Source organism: Enterococcus sp. C74, from assembly GCF_040887125.1.
Taxonomy (GTDB): domain Bacteria; phylum Bacillota; class Bacilli; order Lactobacillales; family Enterococcaceae; genus Enterococcus_B; species Enterococcus_B hirae.
This window is the reverse complement of sequence record NZ_JBFOFA010000003.1, coordinates 146,737-164,802: the sequence shown is the minus strand read 5'-3', so window position 1 is coordinate 164,802 and position 18,066 is coordinate 146,737. Positions and strand designations below refer to the sequence as shown.

The following is an 18,066-nucleotide window of genomic DNA, read 5'->3' as shown; positions in this document are numbered from 1 at the left end:
CATTATTGTTTTTGATAAGTTTTTGTCAGGTTGTTTGCTATTTCATCTTGTACTTCGATCCCCTCTTCTTTTAAGCGGTGGATCGTTTCCTTAAATTGTGGCAAATACGCTTCGTGAGCAACAAACAATTCATCCATGATCCGTTTCGCTGTTTCACCCGACCGTACTAAAGGATTGATCGTAAATGCTTGAAGCGCTGTGCCATAATTACCCGTCACTGCCGCTTCGATCGTCAATAATTCCATATTTTTCATGACTTGAAGCCAGCCACGTTCAGCTGGTGGAAAAGAACCGAAAGCAACGTTGCGTGCCCCTTGTGCCCCGACATACGCTGTGACCTCCACGACACAATCAGCAGGCAGATCAGGAACAGCGCCGTCATTTTTTGTTGAAACAACGATTTGGGTTTCTTTATTGGCATAGATCGAAGCGATCGTTTCACAGGCAGCATCTGAATAATAAGCACCCCCACGTTGTTGTAACTGTTCTGGTTTATGGTCTAGTTCTGGGTCCTGATACAACTCAAATAATTCTGCTTCCGTTTTTTTAACTTGTTCTGCTCTTGTACCAATTGTTTGATATTCTTCTAAAGCATGGTTCAACATTTCTTCTTCACGATAATAATAGCGATGGTAGCCACAAGGAATCATTTGCATTTGTTGTAATTGTTCCTGGAAAAACGGCACATCGAATATATTTTTTGGTAAGCCATTATTTTCAGCATAAAGTCGGTCGATTAGCTCATTCGTTCGATCGTTTCCATGTGAATCTGCTACTTTATGCCAATGAAAGTGATTGAGTCCAGCAAATTTATAAATCAAGTTTTCTTTGGTTTCTCCCAGCATTTCTGGCTCTGTCATCATTGCCATAACTGGTACATTACAAAGCCCAATTACCTTTTCCCATTTTCCGTAGCGAACGACAGCTTCTGTAACCATTCCACTAGGATTGGCAAAATTGATCAGCCAAGCATCGGGACATAGTCTTTTCATATCTTCTACGATTGAAAGAATGACCGGAATGGTACGAAACGCTTTGAACATCCCGCCAGCTCCATTGGTTTCTTGTCCAAGCATGCCATAATATGCAGGGATTCGTTCATCTTTCACTCTGGCATCTAATTGACCTACCCGAAACTGAGTTGTTACAAAATCAGCATCTCGCAGTGCTTCTTCTCGATCCAACGTCGCATAGATCTTAACATCATAAGGCGAAGCATCCCACATTCGTTGAGACATTTCACTGACGATTCTTAATTTTTCTTGACCCTCTGCTACATCCACTAACCAGATTTCTTTAATCGGTAATTCTTCATATCGTTTAATAAACCCTTCCATCAATTCAGGGGTATAGCTACTTCCGCCACCAATTGTTGCAATCTTCACTTTTCGTTCCATGAGCTTCCTCCTTTTTTGTTTTTACAACTATATTATGTTTTTTGTAAACGAAAACAACAAGTTAACTTTATTCTTTTGCATTTCCATTTACAAAAATTCATTATATAGCCGATTATTTTGTAAAAATCTTGTATAAGAACAACGAACGATTGACGAATCAACAAATAGCGCTTACAATATTTTTACACAAAAAATTAAAAACATGTAAAAGAGGATCGTCATGCTATTAAAAGAAAAACTAAAAAAAATTGCTTTTTCTCCCGCAGAAACAGAAGTGATCCATTTTATTCAAAGCCATGAACATCAACTCAAAGAAGCAACAATTCAACAAATTGCGAAGGCATGTTATGTCCATCCTTCTACGTTGATTCGGATTGCCAAAAAGGCTGGGTTCAACGGTTGGGTCCACTTTAAGGAAGCTTTTTTGGCGGAAAACGAGTATTTGGAAGGAAATTTTCAAGAAGTTGATGCCAACCTCCCCTTTCTAGAAAACGATGGAATCATGTCTATTGCGAACAAAGTCGCTGCACTGGAACGAATGACGATTGAAGACACACTCTCATTGCTTCACCACGATGACTTACAACGAGCAAAACAGCTTTTATTGAAAGCAAAAAAAATCGTCCTTTTTTCTAGTAATTCGAATACTTTGATCTCGCAGGCTTTTATGTTGAAAATGAAGCGAATCAAACGAGACGTAACGATCGTGACGACTTCAGGCGAATCCTACTATGAAGCCTACAACTGTACGCCTGATACTTGTGCCATCTTAATTTCTTATACCGGCGAAAATAAAATGATGTTACGAACAGCCAAGATTTTGCAAGAAATCAATGTGCCGATTTTAACATTGACGAGTATTGGTGATTCCACTCTTTCTACTTTCAGCTCAGCAATCCTTCGTATCACTACCAGAGAACGATTGTATTCCAAAATCAGTAATTTTACGATCAATACTTCAATTTGTTACTTACTAGACGTACTATACAGCTGTATCTTTGCAGAGGAATATCAAAAAAACCTCAACCATTTAATCAAAATCGGACAAAAAGTAGACGATCGCCCAATCAGCTCCTCTATTATGGAAGAGCCTCCTACAATTAAGGAATAAATTATCTCACACTTTTCAGCTTCTTATGCATTTTCTCTTTTCACCATCTAGCTTGTTAAGTTAGTCGTGTCCAAAAAGAAAAACCTAAAAAATTTACCATGACAACATGGATATTTTTTAGGTTTTATTTGCTTAAATTTCATGTTGTGTTTCGTGGCTTTTAGCAGTTTTATTGGAGTTAACTGGTAATTGCTTATCAGCGCCTTCTAGCCCACTTGCTCTTTTCTGATCAAATCTTGCTAACTGTTTTGATTCAGTTAGTGAGAGGTGTTTCATTTTGGCAATCACTGTTTTTTTAAGTTCTTCTACAGATACAGTTGGAGAACCAATTTTGTCAGCCATTAAGCCTACCAAAACTGCTTTTTGTTTTTCATTAAGTTCTGACAGACGATAAAATGTCTCCGCTAAGAAATGATCACTAAATAGTTATTTTATATCTGTTTGTTTATTTCAAACGCTATTGTTCAAGGTACTCTACTTCTGATACTCAATAAAATTGTCTTTATTAAAAAAACAGAGAAAAAGAAGATGATTTCCTCTTTTTCTCTGTCTGATTACTTCTATTTGGAACAACTATTCACTTTGAAGTTTATACATATCAGCATACAGTCCTTCTTTTACTAGCAACTCCTGGTGGGTTCCTTGTTCAACGATTTTTCCTTTATCCAAGACAAGAATGAGTTCCGCATCTTTGATCGTTGACAAGCGGTGCGCAATCGCAATAGTGGTTCTTCCTTGACGCATCTTTGCTAATCCTTCTTGGATCAACCCTTCTGTCTCGGTATCAATATTGGCAGTTGCTTCATCTAAAACCAAGATTTTAGGATCAGTAACAATGGTTCGTGCGAATGTGATCAATTGTCGTTGTCCACTAGAATAACTTGCGCCTCGCTCAATCACTTTTGAATGATACCCATTTGGTAATTCATTAATAAAGCGATCGGCTTGGACAAATTCTGCCGCTGCACGTATCTGTTCATCTGTGATCGCTGGATCCATCATACGTATATTTCCTGCAATATCCCCATAGAATAGAAAAGCATCTTGGAGAACTAACCCCATTTTTTTACGAAGTTCAGCAATCGGATATTCCCGAATATCACACCCGTCAATTAAAATCTGCCCTTCATAAAATTCATAAAAACGCATCAATACATTGATGATCGAACTTTTCCCACTGCCAGTATGACCGACTAATGCGACAGTTTCACCAGGATTGGCAACAAAAGAAATGTTGTTCAGTACTTTATTTTTTCCATCATAGGAAAAGCTGACATTACGAAATTCGATTTTCCCCTCAGTGATGGTTTTGTTTGCTCCTTCATGTTGCTGTGGTGCGTATTCTTCTGTGTCCATGATTTTTAAGATTCTGCTACCAGCGACGATCCCGTCAGTGAATATACTTAAGAAATCCATCATTTGAGACATCGGATTGAAGAACCCTTGGACATATGTGGTGAAAGCATAGATCAGCCCAACTTCCACTGGTGATTTTAAGGCATCTAAACCAAAAAGTGTCAGTGCCCAAGCAATGGCTAATGCATATAAAAAGCTGATAATCGGGCTCAATAACAGCGAATTGGTTTTGATCATAGCGTATCGTGTATTGAGATAATCCGTATTGACCGCTTCAAATTCGTTTGCTAACCGTTTTTCCTGCCGGAATTGCTGAATGATCCGCATCCCTGAAATGGATTCATTTAATTTAGTATTCAACTGACTTAACTTTTCTCGCATATTACGATAAATCCGAGAACTAAATTTTTGATAATACCAGATCACGACTCCTAGAACAGGTAAAAAAAGCAACAGCCATAAAGCAATGCGTCCGTTGATTTGAAACATTGCAATAAAGGAGGAAACTACTGCGAAAATGCCTGTCAATACCATCAGAAAAACATACCAAAATTCAAAAAGCGTTTCGGTGTCATTCGTGACTCTTGAGACAGTCGAGCCGGCTGGTGTCTGGTCAAAATATCTCATTCCCAATGTATGCAATTTTTCAAATAATTTTATACGGATATATTGATAGGTTTTAAGCGAAGCATTGGAATACAAATACCATTGGAAAAACCAGATGATACTTTTGACGATGACCCCAAATAAATACAAGCCTGCAAAAAATAAAATCACTTGTGTCGTAGCAGATTGTTTGGCTAAATATTCATCCATAAAGATTTGAATGATTCGAGGTAATAGGACATTGATTACTGACAATCCCAAAGCAAACAGGATGGCAATGATGAAAGTCGCTTTAAAGGGTTTAGCAAAATGCAACAAGCGTTTAATGATTTGCTTTTGCTCTCGCAATGGAATGGATTTTGACCATTCGGATTGATAGTTATCTTCCATCATTTTCTCCCCTTTCAATTTTGGCTTCTAACTGTTGTTTTTCCCACATTTGTTTGTACCAACCACCTAAAGCCAATAGCTCGGCGTGACGGCCACGTTCAACGATCTGTCCTTTGTCAATGACGATGATTTCATCAGCATGCATCACACTGCTTAGTCGATGAGCGGCAATGATCGTGGTTTTACTTTGACGAATTTCTTTTAAATTCCGCAAAATTCTTTCTTCTGTTTTAGCATCCACTGCCGACAACGCATCGTCAAGGATCAATAACTCTGGATTTTGGATCAATGCTCTGGCAATCGAGATCCGCTGTTTTTGTCCACCAGATAAGGAAACACCCCGCTCACCAACTAATGTTTCATACCCCTTCGGTAATTCTTTGATCTCTTGGTTGATTGATGCTAACGAAGCAGCAGCTTCCACTTCTTCGTTAGATAACTTAGGATCAGAAAAACGGATATTCTCACGAATCGTCATTGAAAACAAAAAATGATCTTGTGGTACATAGCCAATAGAATGTAAAAGAGCATCTAAGGAATATTCTTTGATCGAACGACCACCAAATTTGATTTGTCCTTGATAGTCATCATATTCACGCATCAGCAACTTCATGATCGTGGTTTTTCCAGCACCAGTTTTACCAACAATTCCTAATGTATCCCCTTCTTTAATTGCAAACTTGATTTGTTCCAAGGCGGGTAATTCTTCTTTGGGATAATGGAATTGCGCGATCTCTACATTTAATTCTCCTTTTGCGGGTGTCTTCACTGCACCAAGTTGTTCGACGATATGGGTCTTCTCATGTAAGAGTTCATTCACTCGGTCATAAGAAGCATTTCCTCTTTCCAGAACATTGAACAACCGACCAATAGCAAACATCGGCCAAACCAACATTCCAATGTAACTGATGAAGGAAACCATTTGTCCAATCGTGATCGTGCCATCTAGCACATATTTACCACCCAAGATGATCGTTAAAACATAAGATAACCCAATGATTAGCGTGATAAACGGATCAAACAAAGCATCTAAAAAGTTGACACGTTTATTCTTGGTGATTGCCTGTTCGATTTTTTCTTGAAAATCTGCCAGATCTTCCTGCTCTTGCCCAAAGGTTTTGATTACTTTAATCCCAGTAATACTTTCTTGCGTTTTGTCGTTGATACTGGAAAAAGCTTCTTGTGATTCTCGAAAAGCATCATGTAGTTTTGATCCTAATATCCTTGAAGTAACAGCTAATAGCGGCAAAGGGATCAAAGCAAGTAAAGTCAAGCGCCAGTCAATGAAAAGGATCATGGCAATGATTGTGGTTCCCCCAGTAATGACCGAATCAGCAAATGTCAAGATGCCTGCTCCTGCCACATTTTGAATCGCATTTAAATCATTGGTCGCATGTGCCATTAAATCACCTGTACGATATTTTTGATAAAACATACTATCCATACGGGTGAAATGGATAAACAAACGCTGACGTAATTCCTTCTCTAACCTCGCTGCACTTCCCCAAATATTCACCCGCCAAATGAAACGAAAGAGATACTGTAAAATAGCAGATCCGATTAATACAGCGATCCAAAAGACGATAAATCGCATGGAGAGATTCTTATCTGCAATCTCATCGATGATGATCCCGATTACTTTAGGCGGAACTAACTGAACCAAGGCAACACATAATAAAGAAAAAACGCCGATCACATAGTGCTTCTTTTCTTGTTTAAAAAACCAACCCAACTTCCTAAAAATAGACATATTTTTCCTCCTTTTTAACTCCCATCAACCTCTTTTTCTCTTAAAAATTTAGTCAGTGTCACTCATTTTTCTCACTAACTACACAACCTTGTTTTTAATCGCTTCCATAAATCCATCTAACAAAAAAAGCGAGCTGAAATCAATCAGCCCGCTATGATTTGTCCAATGAAAACCCTATTTTTTCCCTTGGTTTTTCATTTGTTGCATCATCTGACGAATTTTCTTTTCAGATGGTTTTTGCCCCATTGACATCATCATTGATCGTAACATGTCCTCATTAACGGGAGGATTTTTTTCTAAATAATCTTTCATATATTTACGCGCAAAAAAGAATCCACCGATTGCGCCGATTAATAAAGCAATAACTGCGATAAGTACGACTATTCCTGTTTTTACCATATAAATCTCTCCTTTCTATTTCCGAATTGCTCTCAATGACTTATTTTACTAAAGTTTTCCCAAAAAAGAAAGGCGTTTTCTTTAGTTTTGGCTAAAAAGTTTATTTTACTGCTTTCCTATAACTTCGCCAAATGGAAGCTTAACCATATATTTTTTTTAGGCAAACCGAATAAATTGCTTTCAATTTTTTTGATGCAGGTGTAGAATGGTGTCGTGAAGAAAATGAGAGGTGATTTTTTTGAGTAATCAATTCCATAAACAAAAATTGATTGAACACACCAACGGCTTATCTTTAGCTGAAGTGAACGGAACAGTCAAAGTTCCTAAAGGGAAAAGTTTTTTTAAAACATTATTAGCTTATTCAGGTCCTGGCGCACTCGTTGCGGTAGGTTATATGGACCCAGGAAACTGGTCGACTTCTATTACAGGAGGTCAAAACTTTCAATATTTACTGATGTCAGTCATTCTTTTATCCAGCTTAGTCGCTATGCTTTTGCAATATATGGCAGCAAAACTAGGCATCGTTAGTCAAATGGATTTAGCCCAAGCCATCCGAGCCCGTACAAGTAAAACACTTGGTGTGATTTTGTGGGTGTTAACTGAATTGGCAATCATGGCAACCGATATTGCAGAAGTAATTGGGGCCGCCATTGCCCTTTATTTACTTTTTGATATTCCATTAGTAATTGCCGTATTTATTACTGTTTTTGATGTTTTTGTTTTATTGATGTTAACTAAGATTGGCTTTCGTAAAATTGAAGCGATCGTCGTTTGTTTGATCTTTGTCATTTTATTCGTTTTTGTCTACCAAGTGGCTTTGTCAAATCCCGACTGGAAACATTTATTTGCTGGCTTTGTTCCTAATAGCAAAACGTTTGCTGATTCACCGATGATCGGTGGCGAAACACCATTGACAGGTGCTTTAGGAATCATTGGCGCAACTGTCATGCCTCATAATTTGTATCTCCATTCTGCAGTCTCACAAACGAGAGAAATCGATCGGAAAGACCCAACCGATATCGCTCGAGCTGTTCGTTTTACAACTTGGGATTCTAATATTCAATTAACTATGGCTTTTTTAGTCAATGCTTTACTTTTGATCATGGGCGTTGCAGTATTTAAAAATGGTTCTGTGCAAGACCCATCATTTTTTGGGCTTTACGAAGCATTGTCTAATCCTTCTGTTATGAGCAATGATGTATTGACCACTGTAGCAAAATCTGGCATTTTATCTACATTATTTGCTGTTGCCCTTTTAGCTTCTGGACAAAATTCTACGATTACTGGAACACTGACAGGACAAGTGATCATGGAAGGCTTTATCCACATGCGTATGCCGATTTGGTTACGTCGTTTGGTCACACGTCTCTTGTCTGTCATCCCTGTTTTACTCTGTGTCCTCTTTACCAGCACAAAAGGAACGATCGAAGAACATACTGCTTTGAATCATTTGATGAACGAATCTCAAGTATTCCTTGCATTTGCGCTTCCTTTTTCAATGATTCCATTATTGATGATGACAAATAGTGAAGTAGAGATGGGGAAACAATTTAAAAATAATCTATTCGTTAAATCTTTAGGTTGGATCTCCGTAATCAGTCTGACATTCTTGAATTTACGAGGGTTGCCTGGACAAATCGAAAGTTTCTTTGGTGATCAAGCAACTACCAATGAATTGATGTGGGCAGACAATGTGGCCTACTTGATCATCTTTGCTGTCTTAGCCTTATTGTGTTGGACGATCGTCGACTTGTATAAAGGGAACAAAAGATACGCAGAACGTTTGCAACAACTAACCGTTCAAGAAAATAACTAATAAAAAGTACCTGCTTCTATTGATATGACTAAAAAAGATGAGACAGATGTGTCTGATTTTAAAAAATAAGCCAAAGAATCCCGAAATAGTTACTCAGGGAAATTCTTCGGCTTATTTTAATTCGTATAACTACATTCAACAGCTTTGATGTCCATTTGTTGAAATGTCTTCGTGAAGAGATAAATCACGTTTTTTTCTACTAATATCAGTAGGTTTTGCACAAATCCTACAATCAAAACTTTAAGGTTTCATTTGTTTATTCATTCACTGCTGCTAATAATTCTGGGAAAGCTTCTGGATCAAAGTGTTTTTCTTTTAACATAGCAATTTCTTTTCCATATGGTGCATAGGCCGTTTTTTTCTCTTTCCCTACATAAGGGGTTTCTAAGATTTTGGCAATATCTGAAAACATCGGTTCATGTACGATTTCTTTCAGTGCATCAAAACCGATCGTCCCGAAACCAATATTAGCATGACGATCCTTATGTGACCCTTGAGGATTCTTCGAGTCATTGATGTGTAACACTTTCAATCGATCCAAGCCGATTACTTTATCAAATTCTGTCATGACACCTGAAAAATCATGACACACGTCATAGCCTGCATCGTTCGTATGACAAGTATCAAATGTCACAGACAATTTTTCATTCAAAGTCACGCCATCAATGATCTGCGCTAATTCTTCAAATGTCCGACCGACTTCCGTCCCTTTACCAGCCATTGTCTCTAAAGCAATTTGTGCAGTCTGTTCTTTCGTTAAAACTTCATTCAATCCTTCAATGATTTTGGCGATACCAGCTTCGGCACCTGCACCGACATGGGCACCTGGATGCAAAGTGATCTGGGTTGCTCCTAAAGCCTCCGCTCGGACGATCTCTTCTCTTAAAAATTGAACCGCAAAAGGAAACATCTCCGGTTTAGTCGTATTTCCCAAATTAATAATATAAGGTGCATGAACCACTATATCAGATAATCCATGTTCCTTCATATACGCTTTCCCCGCTTCGATATTCATGTCTTCAATTGCTTTACGTCTAGTATTTTGCGGTGCTCCAGTATAAATCATAAAGGTTGAAGCACCGTAACTTGCAGCTTCTTCTGCTGCCCCTAATAGCATTTTTTTCCCACTCATGCTTACGTGTGACCCTAATAACATAAAATTCTTCCTCTCCATAAAAAGTGAGTCAATGATCGAAATCCTTATCAAGCCATATTCCATTCATTGATAATCACTCTAAATAAGCTAATCTTTTTCTATTTTAACTGAACATATAGGGAAAGGAAAGTTTACGACTCGAAAACCGGTCTAGTGCTTTAAGTTTCTCGTTCACTCTATCATTCAGAAAAAGAAAGTTGAAATAATCCTTATAAAAATCACCATATCTGTTTTTTTGTTCCATTATTTGCTATAATTAGCGAAATAAAACTATTAGTTGAGGTGAACCCTTTTGCCACGTAAAGATACTCGGAAAAAGCAACATCGAAGGAAAAAGCAAAAATGGTTGGGATTAAACATCGCTTTTGGTGTCTTCCAATCACTGACTACTTTTATCGTCGTCCTTCTTCTGCTACTGGCAGCCCTTGGTGTTGGTATCGGAGCTGGTTATTTTGCCTATCTTGTTGAAGATACCGAAATACCATCCAAAGCAACCCTGCAATCAGAGCTTGGCAACATTACAGAAACATCTAAACTTGTTTATGCTGACAATTCTGAAATATCAAAGATCCAAACTGATTTAATGCGGACAGCCGTTCCTTCAGATCAAATTTCGCCTTTATTGAAAACTGCAATCATTAGTACTGAAGATGAGTATTTTGAGCGACATAACGGCTATGTACCAAAAGCTGTTTTGCGTGCTTTATTTTCTGAAGCAACTGGTATCGGTTCTTCCGGTGGTTCCACGTTGACTCAACAGTTAGTCAAACAACAAATCTTAACTGATGAAACAACATTCAAGCGAAAAGCAAATGAAATTTTATTAGCAGCACAAGTCGAGAAACACTTTTCCAAAAATGAAATTATTTCTATGTATCTAAATGTTTCTCCATTTGGTCGAAACAATAAAGGACAAAATATCGCTGGTGTACAAGAAGCAGCGAAAGGAATCTTTGGTGTTAATGCCAAAGATGTCAACTTACCACAAGCTGCCTTTATCGCAGGTTTGCCACAAAGTCCGATCACTTATAGTCCTTATACAAATACTGGGAGTTTAAAAGAAGACCTTTCAGCAGGATTGAATCGAAAAGATGTGGTTCTATTCAGCATGTATCGTGAAAATAAAATCACAAAACAGCAATATGAAGAAGCGAAAGCTTATAATCTCACGAAAGATTTCTTACCACAACAGATTGCTGAACAAAGTGATCGTGAGTTTCTATATTATACCGTTATGGGTGAAGCCACAGAGATCATCACTAAACAATTAGCTGAAAAAGATGATGCAGATTTATCTGATAGTTCAGTCTATGATGCCTACTATCAAAAAGCACAACAAACGATCCAAAACAAAGGTTATACGATCCATTCAACGATCGATAAAAATGTTTATGCGGCAATGCAAGAAGCAGCAAAAAGTTATGGTCATCTATTAGACGATGGCAAAGCCACACAAGTTGAGACAGGAAATGTCTTGATGGATAATAAAACTGGTCGTATCTATGGTTTTGTTGGTGGTAGAAATTATCTACAAAACCAAAATAATCATGCTTTTGACACCCAAAGACAAGCTGGGTCTTCGATTAAACCAGTACTCGTGTATGGTCCAGCCATCGATATGGGGCTTGTAGGATCAGAATCACGCGTTTCTGATTACGCAACTACCTGGCAAGAAGGAAGTAACGCAGGAGAAAAAATCGTCAATGCAACGAATGAAGGTTCTAATACCTTCCAAACGATTCGAGAGTCTTTGGAATGGTCTAACAATATCCCTGCCTATCATTTATATCAGGATGTTTTAGAAAATGGTGGTTCTAAACAATATGCTTATGAAAATTACTTGGCAAAAATGAATTATCCAACCAACGATAATTGGGGTGTTGAGTCTGCGCCGTTGGGAACCGTTGATGTAACGACTTTGGAACAAACCAATGGCTTCCAAGCTTTGGCTAATGGCGGGGTCTATCAAGAAGGTTATTTGATTGATTCAATTACTGATAACTCGGGAAACGTCATCTACAAACATGAGGAAAAACCTGTAAGAGTGTATTCTGAAGCTACAGCATCAATTATGAATGATATGATGCGTAGTGTAATCACTGCGAAAATCACGACACCTTTTAAAGATGATATTACTGCTTTAAATCATGAACTGGGACAAGCGGATTGGATCGGCAAAACAGGTTCAACAAATGACTACCGTGATTCTTGGCTGATTGTTTCAACGCCATCTATTACGATCAGTAGTTGGGCAGGTCACGATGACAACACTGGAATGGACTCAAGAGCCCGATTACGTTCTTCTAGCTATTTAGCCAATCTCATTAATCAAGTATACCAAGCAAATCCAGCGATGTTCGGGACAAAGGATAAATTTGAATTATCTTCTGATGTCTCCAAGAAAAAAGTAGCATCCTTTACAGGACAACTTCCTGGTAAAGTTACTGTTGATAAGAAAACCATCGAAACGCCAAGTCAGACAGTTGAATCGCTTTGGGCAAAAAATGGTCCAAAAAAATCAACATTCAAGTTTGGTGTCGGTGGAACGGATGAAAACTATAAAAACTATTGGGGAACTGCTTCATCCTTTGCTCGAGCGCATCCAGCAAAAAAAGAAAATGATAAAGAAAAAGAATAACTCAGACTTTGTCAAATAATATTGATGAAACGTACCAACATTATTTGACAAAGGACCTACAAAAACAGTCGCCAATTATGGCGACTGTTTTTATCTTGTTAATTTTTCAGTAGCGCCCATACGCTTTTTTTCTTGCTGTTTGACTAAGTTCATTGCTTTATTCCTTTTTTGATCCACTGTTTGCTGTTGATGAGTATTTTTATCTGTAGTCGGTGAATATTTAGACTGATTTAGATCATTGGTAGCAGGTTTGCTTTTTTCTTTTTCATATGTGACTGGTTCCCATACCCCAATTTCAAACCACAGCGGGTTCGTTTCACTTGATTTCTTTTGGTTATCTGACTGTTGGACATTTCCATTGATATTCAATGATGGCTCAGCTTTTTCTAAATATAGGCTGGTTCCTTCTTTAGATTTAGGAGCAGTCAAGCTTTTAAAGGTGCTAGGGTTAAAACTATTTAGATCATTGGTAGCAGATTTGCTTTTTTCTTTTTCATGTGTGACTGGTTCCCATACCCCAATTTCAAACCACAGCGGGTTCGTTTCACTTGATTTCTTTAGGTTATCTGACTGTCGGTCATTTCCATTGATATTCATCGAGGGCTCAGCTTTTTCTAAATATAGGCTGGTTCCTTCTTTGAATTTAGGAGCAGTCAAGCTTTTAAAGGTGCTAGGGTTAAAACTATTTAGATCATTGGTAGCAGGTTTGCTTTTTTCTTTTTCATGTATGACTGGTTCCCATACCCCAATTTCAAACCACAGCGGGTTCGTTTCACTTGATTTCTTTAGGTTATCTGACTGTTGGTCATTTCCATTGATATTCATTGAGGGCTCAGCTTTTTCTAAAGGTAGGCTTGCATCATCTTTGTCTTTTCCTTTAAAGTCACCTGATTGCCGGTTATCCCCTTCTTTGACAGTCATCACTTGCTTACTTTCGATTTCCCTACAATAATCGCTATTGTTTTCTCTATTTGGCTCTTCAGGACTTTGCATTTTACTTTCATCTTTATTCCAATTGGTTCTTTTGCTACTGTTCGTTTGTACTTCTATCCATACTTGTGGGTCATGCTGTTTTTGTTTCTCTTCTTCCAAACGTATGCTGTCAACCCTTTTTTGATTACGTTCCTTTGAAGCTTCACGTCCTTTTCTCCTTTTGTTGACAGGGTCTAATAACTCAATAGATTGATTGTTTTGAAATTGGAAGACTGTATCATTTTCCATGCTTTTTTTCAAAATATCGTTAAAATTGTCTCTAAACCGTCCATATATTTGACTTACTTTCCTACTAATGCTAACTAAAATAGCATCGATTTTACTGTCAGACAATTCACTTTTTTTCAAAGTAGAAAGATATTCAAAAGAATAACTCTCCGTATGTAAACCTATATGTTTTGCTAAGATATAACCAATCGCTTCTGATTTAAAATATTCTAATTGGTCTGGATAATCGGTACTAGTCCCTCTTGTCTTATGTATGGCTGAACGCATAAAGTTACTCAATGTTTGTTTATCATTCATCCCTGATTGAATCTCGATTGGCATACTTTTAAATTGGTTAATACTTTGGAACAAAATTTGGTAGAGAAATGAATCAACTGTTTGATTCCCTACATAGTATGCTGGTCTGGGTATTTCTTGCTTTTCCGCTAATTCACTAACATCGAAAACCTGTACTAGAAAAGAGGCTGTTAGTTTACTTTTTGTTTCTTTGTCGAAACGTACTTCTGTATGGTCTCTATAAAGTGCCTCTGGACCCAGTTTTAATTTTTTTTCTAGTTTCTTCCATTCCTGAGCCTCGAGAGCCAATTGGACATCTGGTTTTTGGGCGATCAGGTTTTGGGTTATTTTTGCCTGTTGCCAAGGAAGATGCGCTGTAACAGATAAAAACTTAATAAAATTATCCTCTTCTAGAAAAGTTGAAAGTTGTTTTTTTCGATACGTTTCAATCCCTTCCCTATCCCCCCGTTTGTTCAAGCTTTGTATACTTTTTTTATCGTCTATTCCCTCATTATTCCTAAGAGTTAGTATATGTTCAACTCCTTCTGGAAATAAGTCAATTGAGTTAACCAACTTATTACCACGTTCATTAATATGATGTGCCATACTTACAAAATAATAAAATTTTTCTATGATCTTTTCTTTATTTTCTTCTATAAACGGACGATATAATTCCATTCCCGGATCCTTAGTTACTATTACCAGTGAAGAATCAAGATACAAGGAATGATTAAAAACAAAACCTGGAGTACAGCGACGATTGTTCTTGTACTTCTCTTCCATTACTGGCAATGGATATACAAACTCTGTAAAAATTTTCTCTGTAAAAGATTTAATAGGAATATACCAATTTCTCCTATTTCTTTCCAATGCAAGATATGTCCTATTTAAATTTTCTAATGTTATTTCTTTGTACTTTGAAGTTTTTAACTCATCGTAAACATCAGGAAGCAGTTTCACAAAATAAATATCTGACATTTATAACTTCTCCTTACAATTTAGATTTTCTCTTCTGATAGAGATTCCATTTCATTATACGGAATAAAAAGCTAAAATTTGTCCAAGTTTTTACAAAAAAATAAATAGTTGTTCTTGTTAACTAGCTAAAAGCTTCAACGAATGTTTACTTATTTCAATCACTGAATCTTTTTTAGAAGTTAAAACGAGAGTGGGACAATAGTTCTTTCTCAATCGTTGGCGATTTGGAAATTATAACCTGGTTTGCGCTGTCCATTTCGCATATAACCGTCTTTCATCCACATAAAGGTGGTAACAGTTAATGTTCTACATTTCGTGGTAAAGTTGTTTGGCTGATGGTATAATTTTTAAACATAAAGCACACTCCTTTGATTTTTGTTTAAGCACTTTAATCATACAAGGTTGTGCTTTTTATGTACCTTAAAATCAAAAAAATGGGGAAATAATCAGATTTTTTTCTGACTATTGTCCCACTCTCGTTTTTATCTTGTTATGGTTTTAAAGAAACTTTTTTATCTTGCCAATGTTCTACGCCCGGATACTCCATTTTTTTCTACCGATTATTTTTAGTTGCCTTTTCCTGAGCTATCCTTTGCCGTTGCGGACTGTTTTTATCTGTAGTAAATGAACTTAGTCTGTTAGTATCTACTTTTTCTAAAGTGCTTTTGTTGCTTTTGTTGCTTTTTTTACTTCCTTTTCTTGTAACTGTTTCCCAAGTCATTTCTTCCGACTCACTTTGATCCGCTTGATGATCTGTCTGCTGATCTTTTCCATTAATAGTCGTCGAAAGTTTAGATTCAGTTCGGTTGGTATCCTCAGCTTTTTTCAAAGATTGTCTTGTACCTTCTTTGTCTTTCATGTTAAACAAGCTTGCAAAGGTTTTAAGGGTAGAAGATTCTTGATGATCTGTCTGCGGGTTAATTCTATTAATAGTCGTCGAATGTTCAAATTCATTTCGGTTGGTATCCTCAGCTTTTCTCAAAGGTAGACTTGCACCTTCTTTGGCTTTAAGGATAATCGATCCTTCAAAAGTTCTAAGTTTAGAACTCTTTAAATCATTGGTAACAACATTTTCTGAAGTACTTGTATTACTTCCTTTACTTGTGTTTTTTTCCAAAGTTCCTTTCTCAAACCATTGTTGATTCGCTTCTCTGTATTTCTCTAGATTATCTAGCTGATTGTTTCTTTCTGTGCTTGAGTTCTCTTTCCAAGATCTCTCTTTAACTTCTTGTTGCTTAGTACCATTTGATCCTTTAATATGAACTGTCTGTTGCTCATTTCCCTTAATATCCATCGAGAGTTCAGTTTTTTTTATGCTGGCACCCTCAGCTTTTTCCAAAGATATTTTGACTTCAGGTCTAATCAATCCTTTAGAGTCGCCTGATAGCTGGTGGTTCCCTTCTTTGACTTTCCTCACGTGTTTACTTTCGATTTCCCACCAATACTCGCTATTATTTTCGCTATTTTGCCCTTCAGAATTTTGTATTTTACTCTCATATATATTCGGATGGATTCTTTTACTCTTTTTAGTTTTAACTTCTGTCCAAGTTTGTGGATCACGCTGCTGTTTTTCTCCTACTTTCAAACGTTTGTCGCTAAACTTTTTTTTACTATTTTCAATCAAAGCTTCACGTCTTTTTTTCCCTTTATTGACGGGGTCTAATATCTCTATAGATTGATTATTTTGAAGTTGGGTAACTTTATTCTTTTCGTTACTTTTATTCAAAATAATATTAAATTTTTCTCTAAAGTCATTATATGTTTTATTTACTTCTGAACTAATGCTCTCTAAAATATTATCTATTGTAGTTTCAGACAATTTATTCTGCCTCAAAGTAGAAAGATATTCAAAAGAATAACTCTCCGTAGATAATCCTAAATGTTTTGCTAAGGTATAACCGACCGCTTCTGATTTAAAATATTCTAAATGGTCTTGATCACCGATACTAGTCCATCTTCTCTTATGTATGGCTGAACGCAATAAGGTACTCAATTTTTCTTTATCATTCATTCCTGATTGAATCTCGATTGACCTACTTGTAAGTCCTCTGATACTTTGGAATAAAATTTTATAAAGAAATGAATCAACTGTTTGATCTCCTACGTAGTAAGCAGGTCTAGGTATTTCTTGATTTTCCTTTAATTCACTAACATCAAAAACCTGTACTTGAAAATAATCTGTTGGTTTAGAGTTTGTTTTTTTTTTGAAAACTTCTCCCGTATATGCTCTAAGGAGGGATTCCGGACACAGATTTAGTTTTTTTTCAAGTTTCTTCCATTCCCAAGCCTGAAGAGCCAATTGGACGTCTGGTTTTTGGGCGATCAAGATTTGGATTATGCTTGAATCTTGCCAAGGAAGATGAGATTTAACAGATAAAAACTTAATAAAATAATCTTCTTCTAGAAAATTTGGAAGTTGTTTTTCTCGATATGCTTCAATCCCTTTTATATCACCTCGTTTGCTCAAATTTTGTATACTTTTATCACTTATTCCCTCATTAAACTTAAGATTGCATATTTCCTCTATTTCTTTTAGAAATAATTCAAGCGTTCCGGTCTTCTTATCGTATACACAATGATTATAGTATCCTCTTAGATAATGATAAAAAGCGTCCTTAATTTTTTCCAAATTTTTTTCTATAAACGGTATATATAAATCAGCTATCTCTTTCCTTTCTATCTCTGTTTCTATTACATCTGAAGAGGAAAGATTTAAGGACTGATAGAAAACTAATCCCGGAGAAACAAGATGAGGGTCCTCCTCCAATATTGGCAAAAAAAATACAGAATCTGGATGTTTTGTACTTGTATAAGCTTTAAAAGGAATATACCAATTTCTTCCATTTTGTTCGAAAGCAAGATACATTCTTGTTTCTTTATTTAATATCCTATTTTTAGTTTCCTTTGAAGTTATTAAATCATTGTAAACTTCAGGGCGTAGTTTTACAAAATAAAAATCTGACATATACAGT

At 36.7% G+C, this 18,066-nt stretch carries 11 protein-coding genes; 3 read left to right on the top strand and 8 right to left on the bottom strand.

Annotated features, from left to right (window positions below; translation table 11 throughout):
* Nucleotides 1-2: 2 nt before the first annotated feature.
* Nucleotides 3-1,397 carry a 6-phospho-beta-glucosidase gene (locus tag AB3H93_RS05275; RefSeq protein WP_368020246.1) on the bottom strand — a complete coding sequence of 465 codons (1,395 nt, stop codon included), beginning with the start codon at nucleotides 1,395-1,397 and terminating at the stop codon, nucleotides 3-5.
* Between the two features lie 220 nt (nucleotides 1,398-1,617).
* Between AB3H93_RS05275 and AB3H93_RS05270 the strand changes: the two genes are divergently transcribed.
* Entirely contained in the window at nucleotides 1,618-2,508 is an 891-nt protein-coding gene (locus AB3H93_RS05270) for a MurR/RpiR family transcriptional regulator (protein WP_010718539.1), read from the top strand.
* A 132-nt stretch (nucleotides 2,509-2,640) separates the two neighbouring features.
* On the opposite strand, the gene AB3H93_RS05265 is transcribed toward AB3H93_RS05270, so the two are convergent.
* The 4 genes from AB3H93_RS05265 to AB3H93_RS05250 form a co-directional block, all read right to left on the bottom strand.
* Nucleotides 2,641-2,850 carry a hypothetical protein gene (locus tag AB3H93_RS05265; protein WP_240274199.1) on the bottom strand — a complete coding sequence of 70 codons (210 nt, stop codon included), beginning with the start codon at nucleotides 2,848-2,850 and terminating at the stop codon, nucleotides 2,641-2,643.
* A 231-nt stretch (nucleotides 2,851-3,081) separates the two neighbouring features.
* A complete protein-coding gene (locus AB3H93_RS05260; RefSeq protein ID WP_368020245.1) occupies nucleotides 3,082-4,860 on the bottom strand; it encodes an ABC transporter ATP-binding protein in 1,779 nt (592 codons plus the stop codon).
* On the bottom strand, nucleotides 4,850-6,610 hold the full coding sequence (locus AB3H93_RS05255) for an ABC transporter ATP-binding protein (protein ID WP_034700948.1): 1,761 nt from the start codon (nucleotides 6,608-6,610) through the stop codon (nucleotides 4,850-4,852). Before AB3H93_RS05255 ends, AB3H93_RS05260 begins: the two co-directional genes overlap by 11 nt.
* A 174-nt stretch (nucleotides 6,611-6,784) precedes the next feature.
* A complete protein-coding gene (locus tag AB3H93_RS05250; RefSeq protein WP_010718542.1) occupies nucleotides 6,785-7,009 on the bottom strand; it encodes a YneF family protein in 225 nt (74 codons plus the stop codon).
* Between the two features lie 238 nt (nucleotides 7,010-7,247).
* Between AB3H93_RS05250 and AB3H93_RS05245 the strand changes: the two genes are divergently transcribed.
* Complete coding sequence (locus AB3H93_RS05245; protein WP_010718543.1) at nucleotides 7,248-8,825, top strand: Nramp family divalent metal transporter; 1,578 nt, start codon at nucleotides 7,248-7,250, stop codon at nucleotides 8,823-8,825.
* 256 nt (nucleotides 8,826-9,081) lie between these two features.
* On the opposite strand, the gene AB3H93_RS05240 is transcribed toward AB3H93_RS05245, so the two are convergent.
* Complete coding sequence (locus tag AB3H93_RS05240; protein WP_240274201.1) at nucleotides 9,082-9,981, bottom strand: deoxyribonuclease IV; 900 nt, start codon at nucleotides 9,979-9,981, stop codon at nucleotides 9,082-9,084.
* Nucleotides 9,982-10,273: 292 nt separating this feature from the next.
* On the opposite strand from AB3H93_RS05240, the gene AB3H93_RS05235 reads away from it, so the two are divergent.
* Complete coding sequence (locus AB3H93_RS05235) at nucleotides 10,274-12,619, top strand: transglycosylase domain-containing protein (RefSeq protein WP_368020244.1); 2,346 nt, start codon at nucleotides 10,274-10,276, stop codon at nucleotides 12,617-12,619.
* Between the two features lie 90 nt (nucleotides 12,620-12,709).
* Here the strand turns inward: AB3H93_RS05235 and AB3H93_RS05230 are convergent, their stop codons facing one another.
* Nucleotides 12,710-15,094, bottom strand: coding sequence for a hypothetical protein (locus tag AB3H93_RS05230; protein WP_368020243.1), 2,385 nt, complete (start codon nucleotides 15,092-15,094; stop codon nucleotides 12,710-12,712).
* 553 nt (nucleotides 15,095-15,647) lie between these two features.
* A complete protein-coding gene (locus AB3H93_RS05225; RefSeq protein WP_368020242.1) occupies nucleotides 15,648-18,059 on the bottom strand; it encodes a hypothetical protein in 2,412 nt (803 codons plus the stop codon).
* Nucleotides 18,060-18,066: the final 7 nt, after the last annotated feature.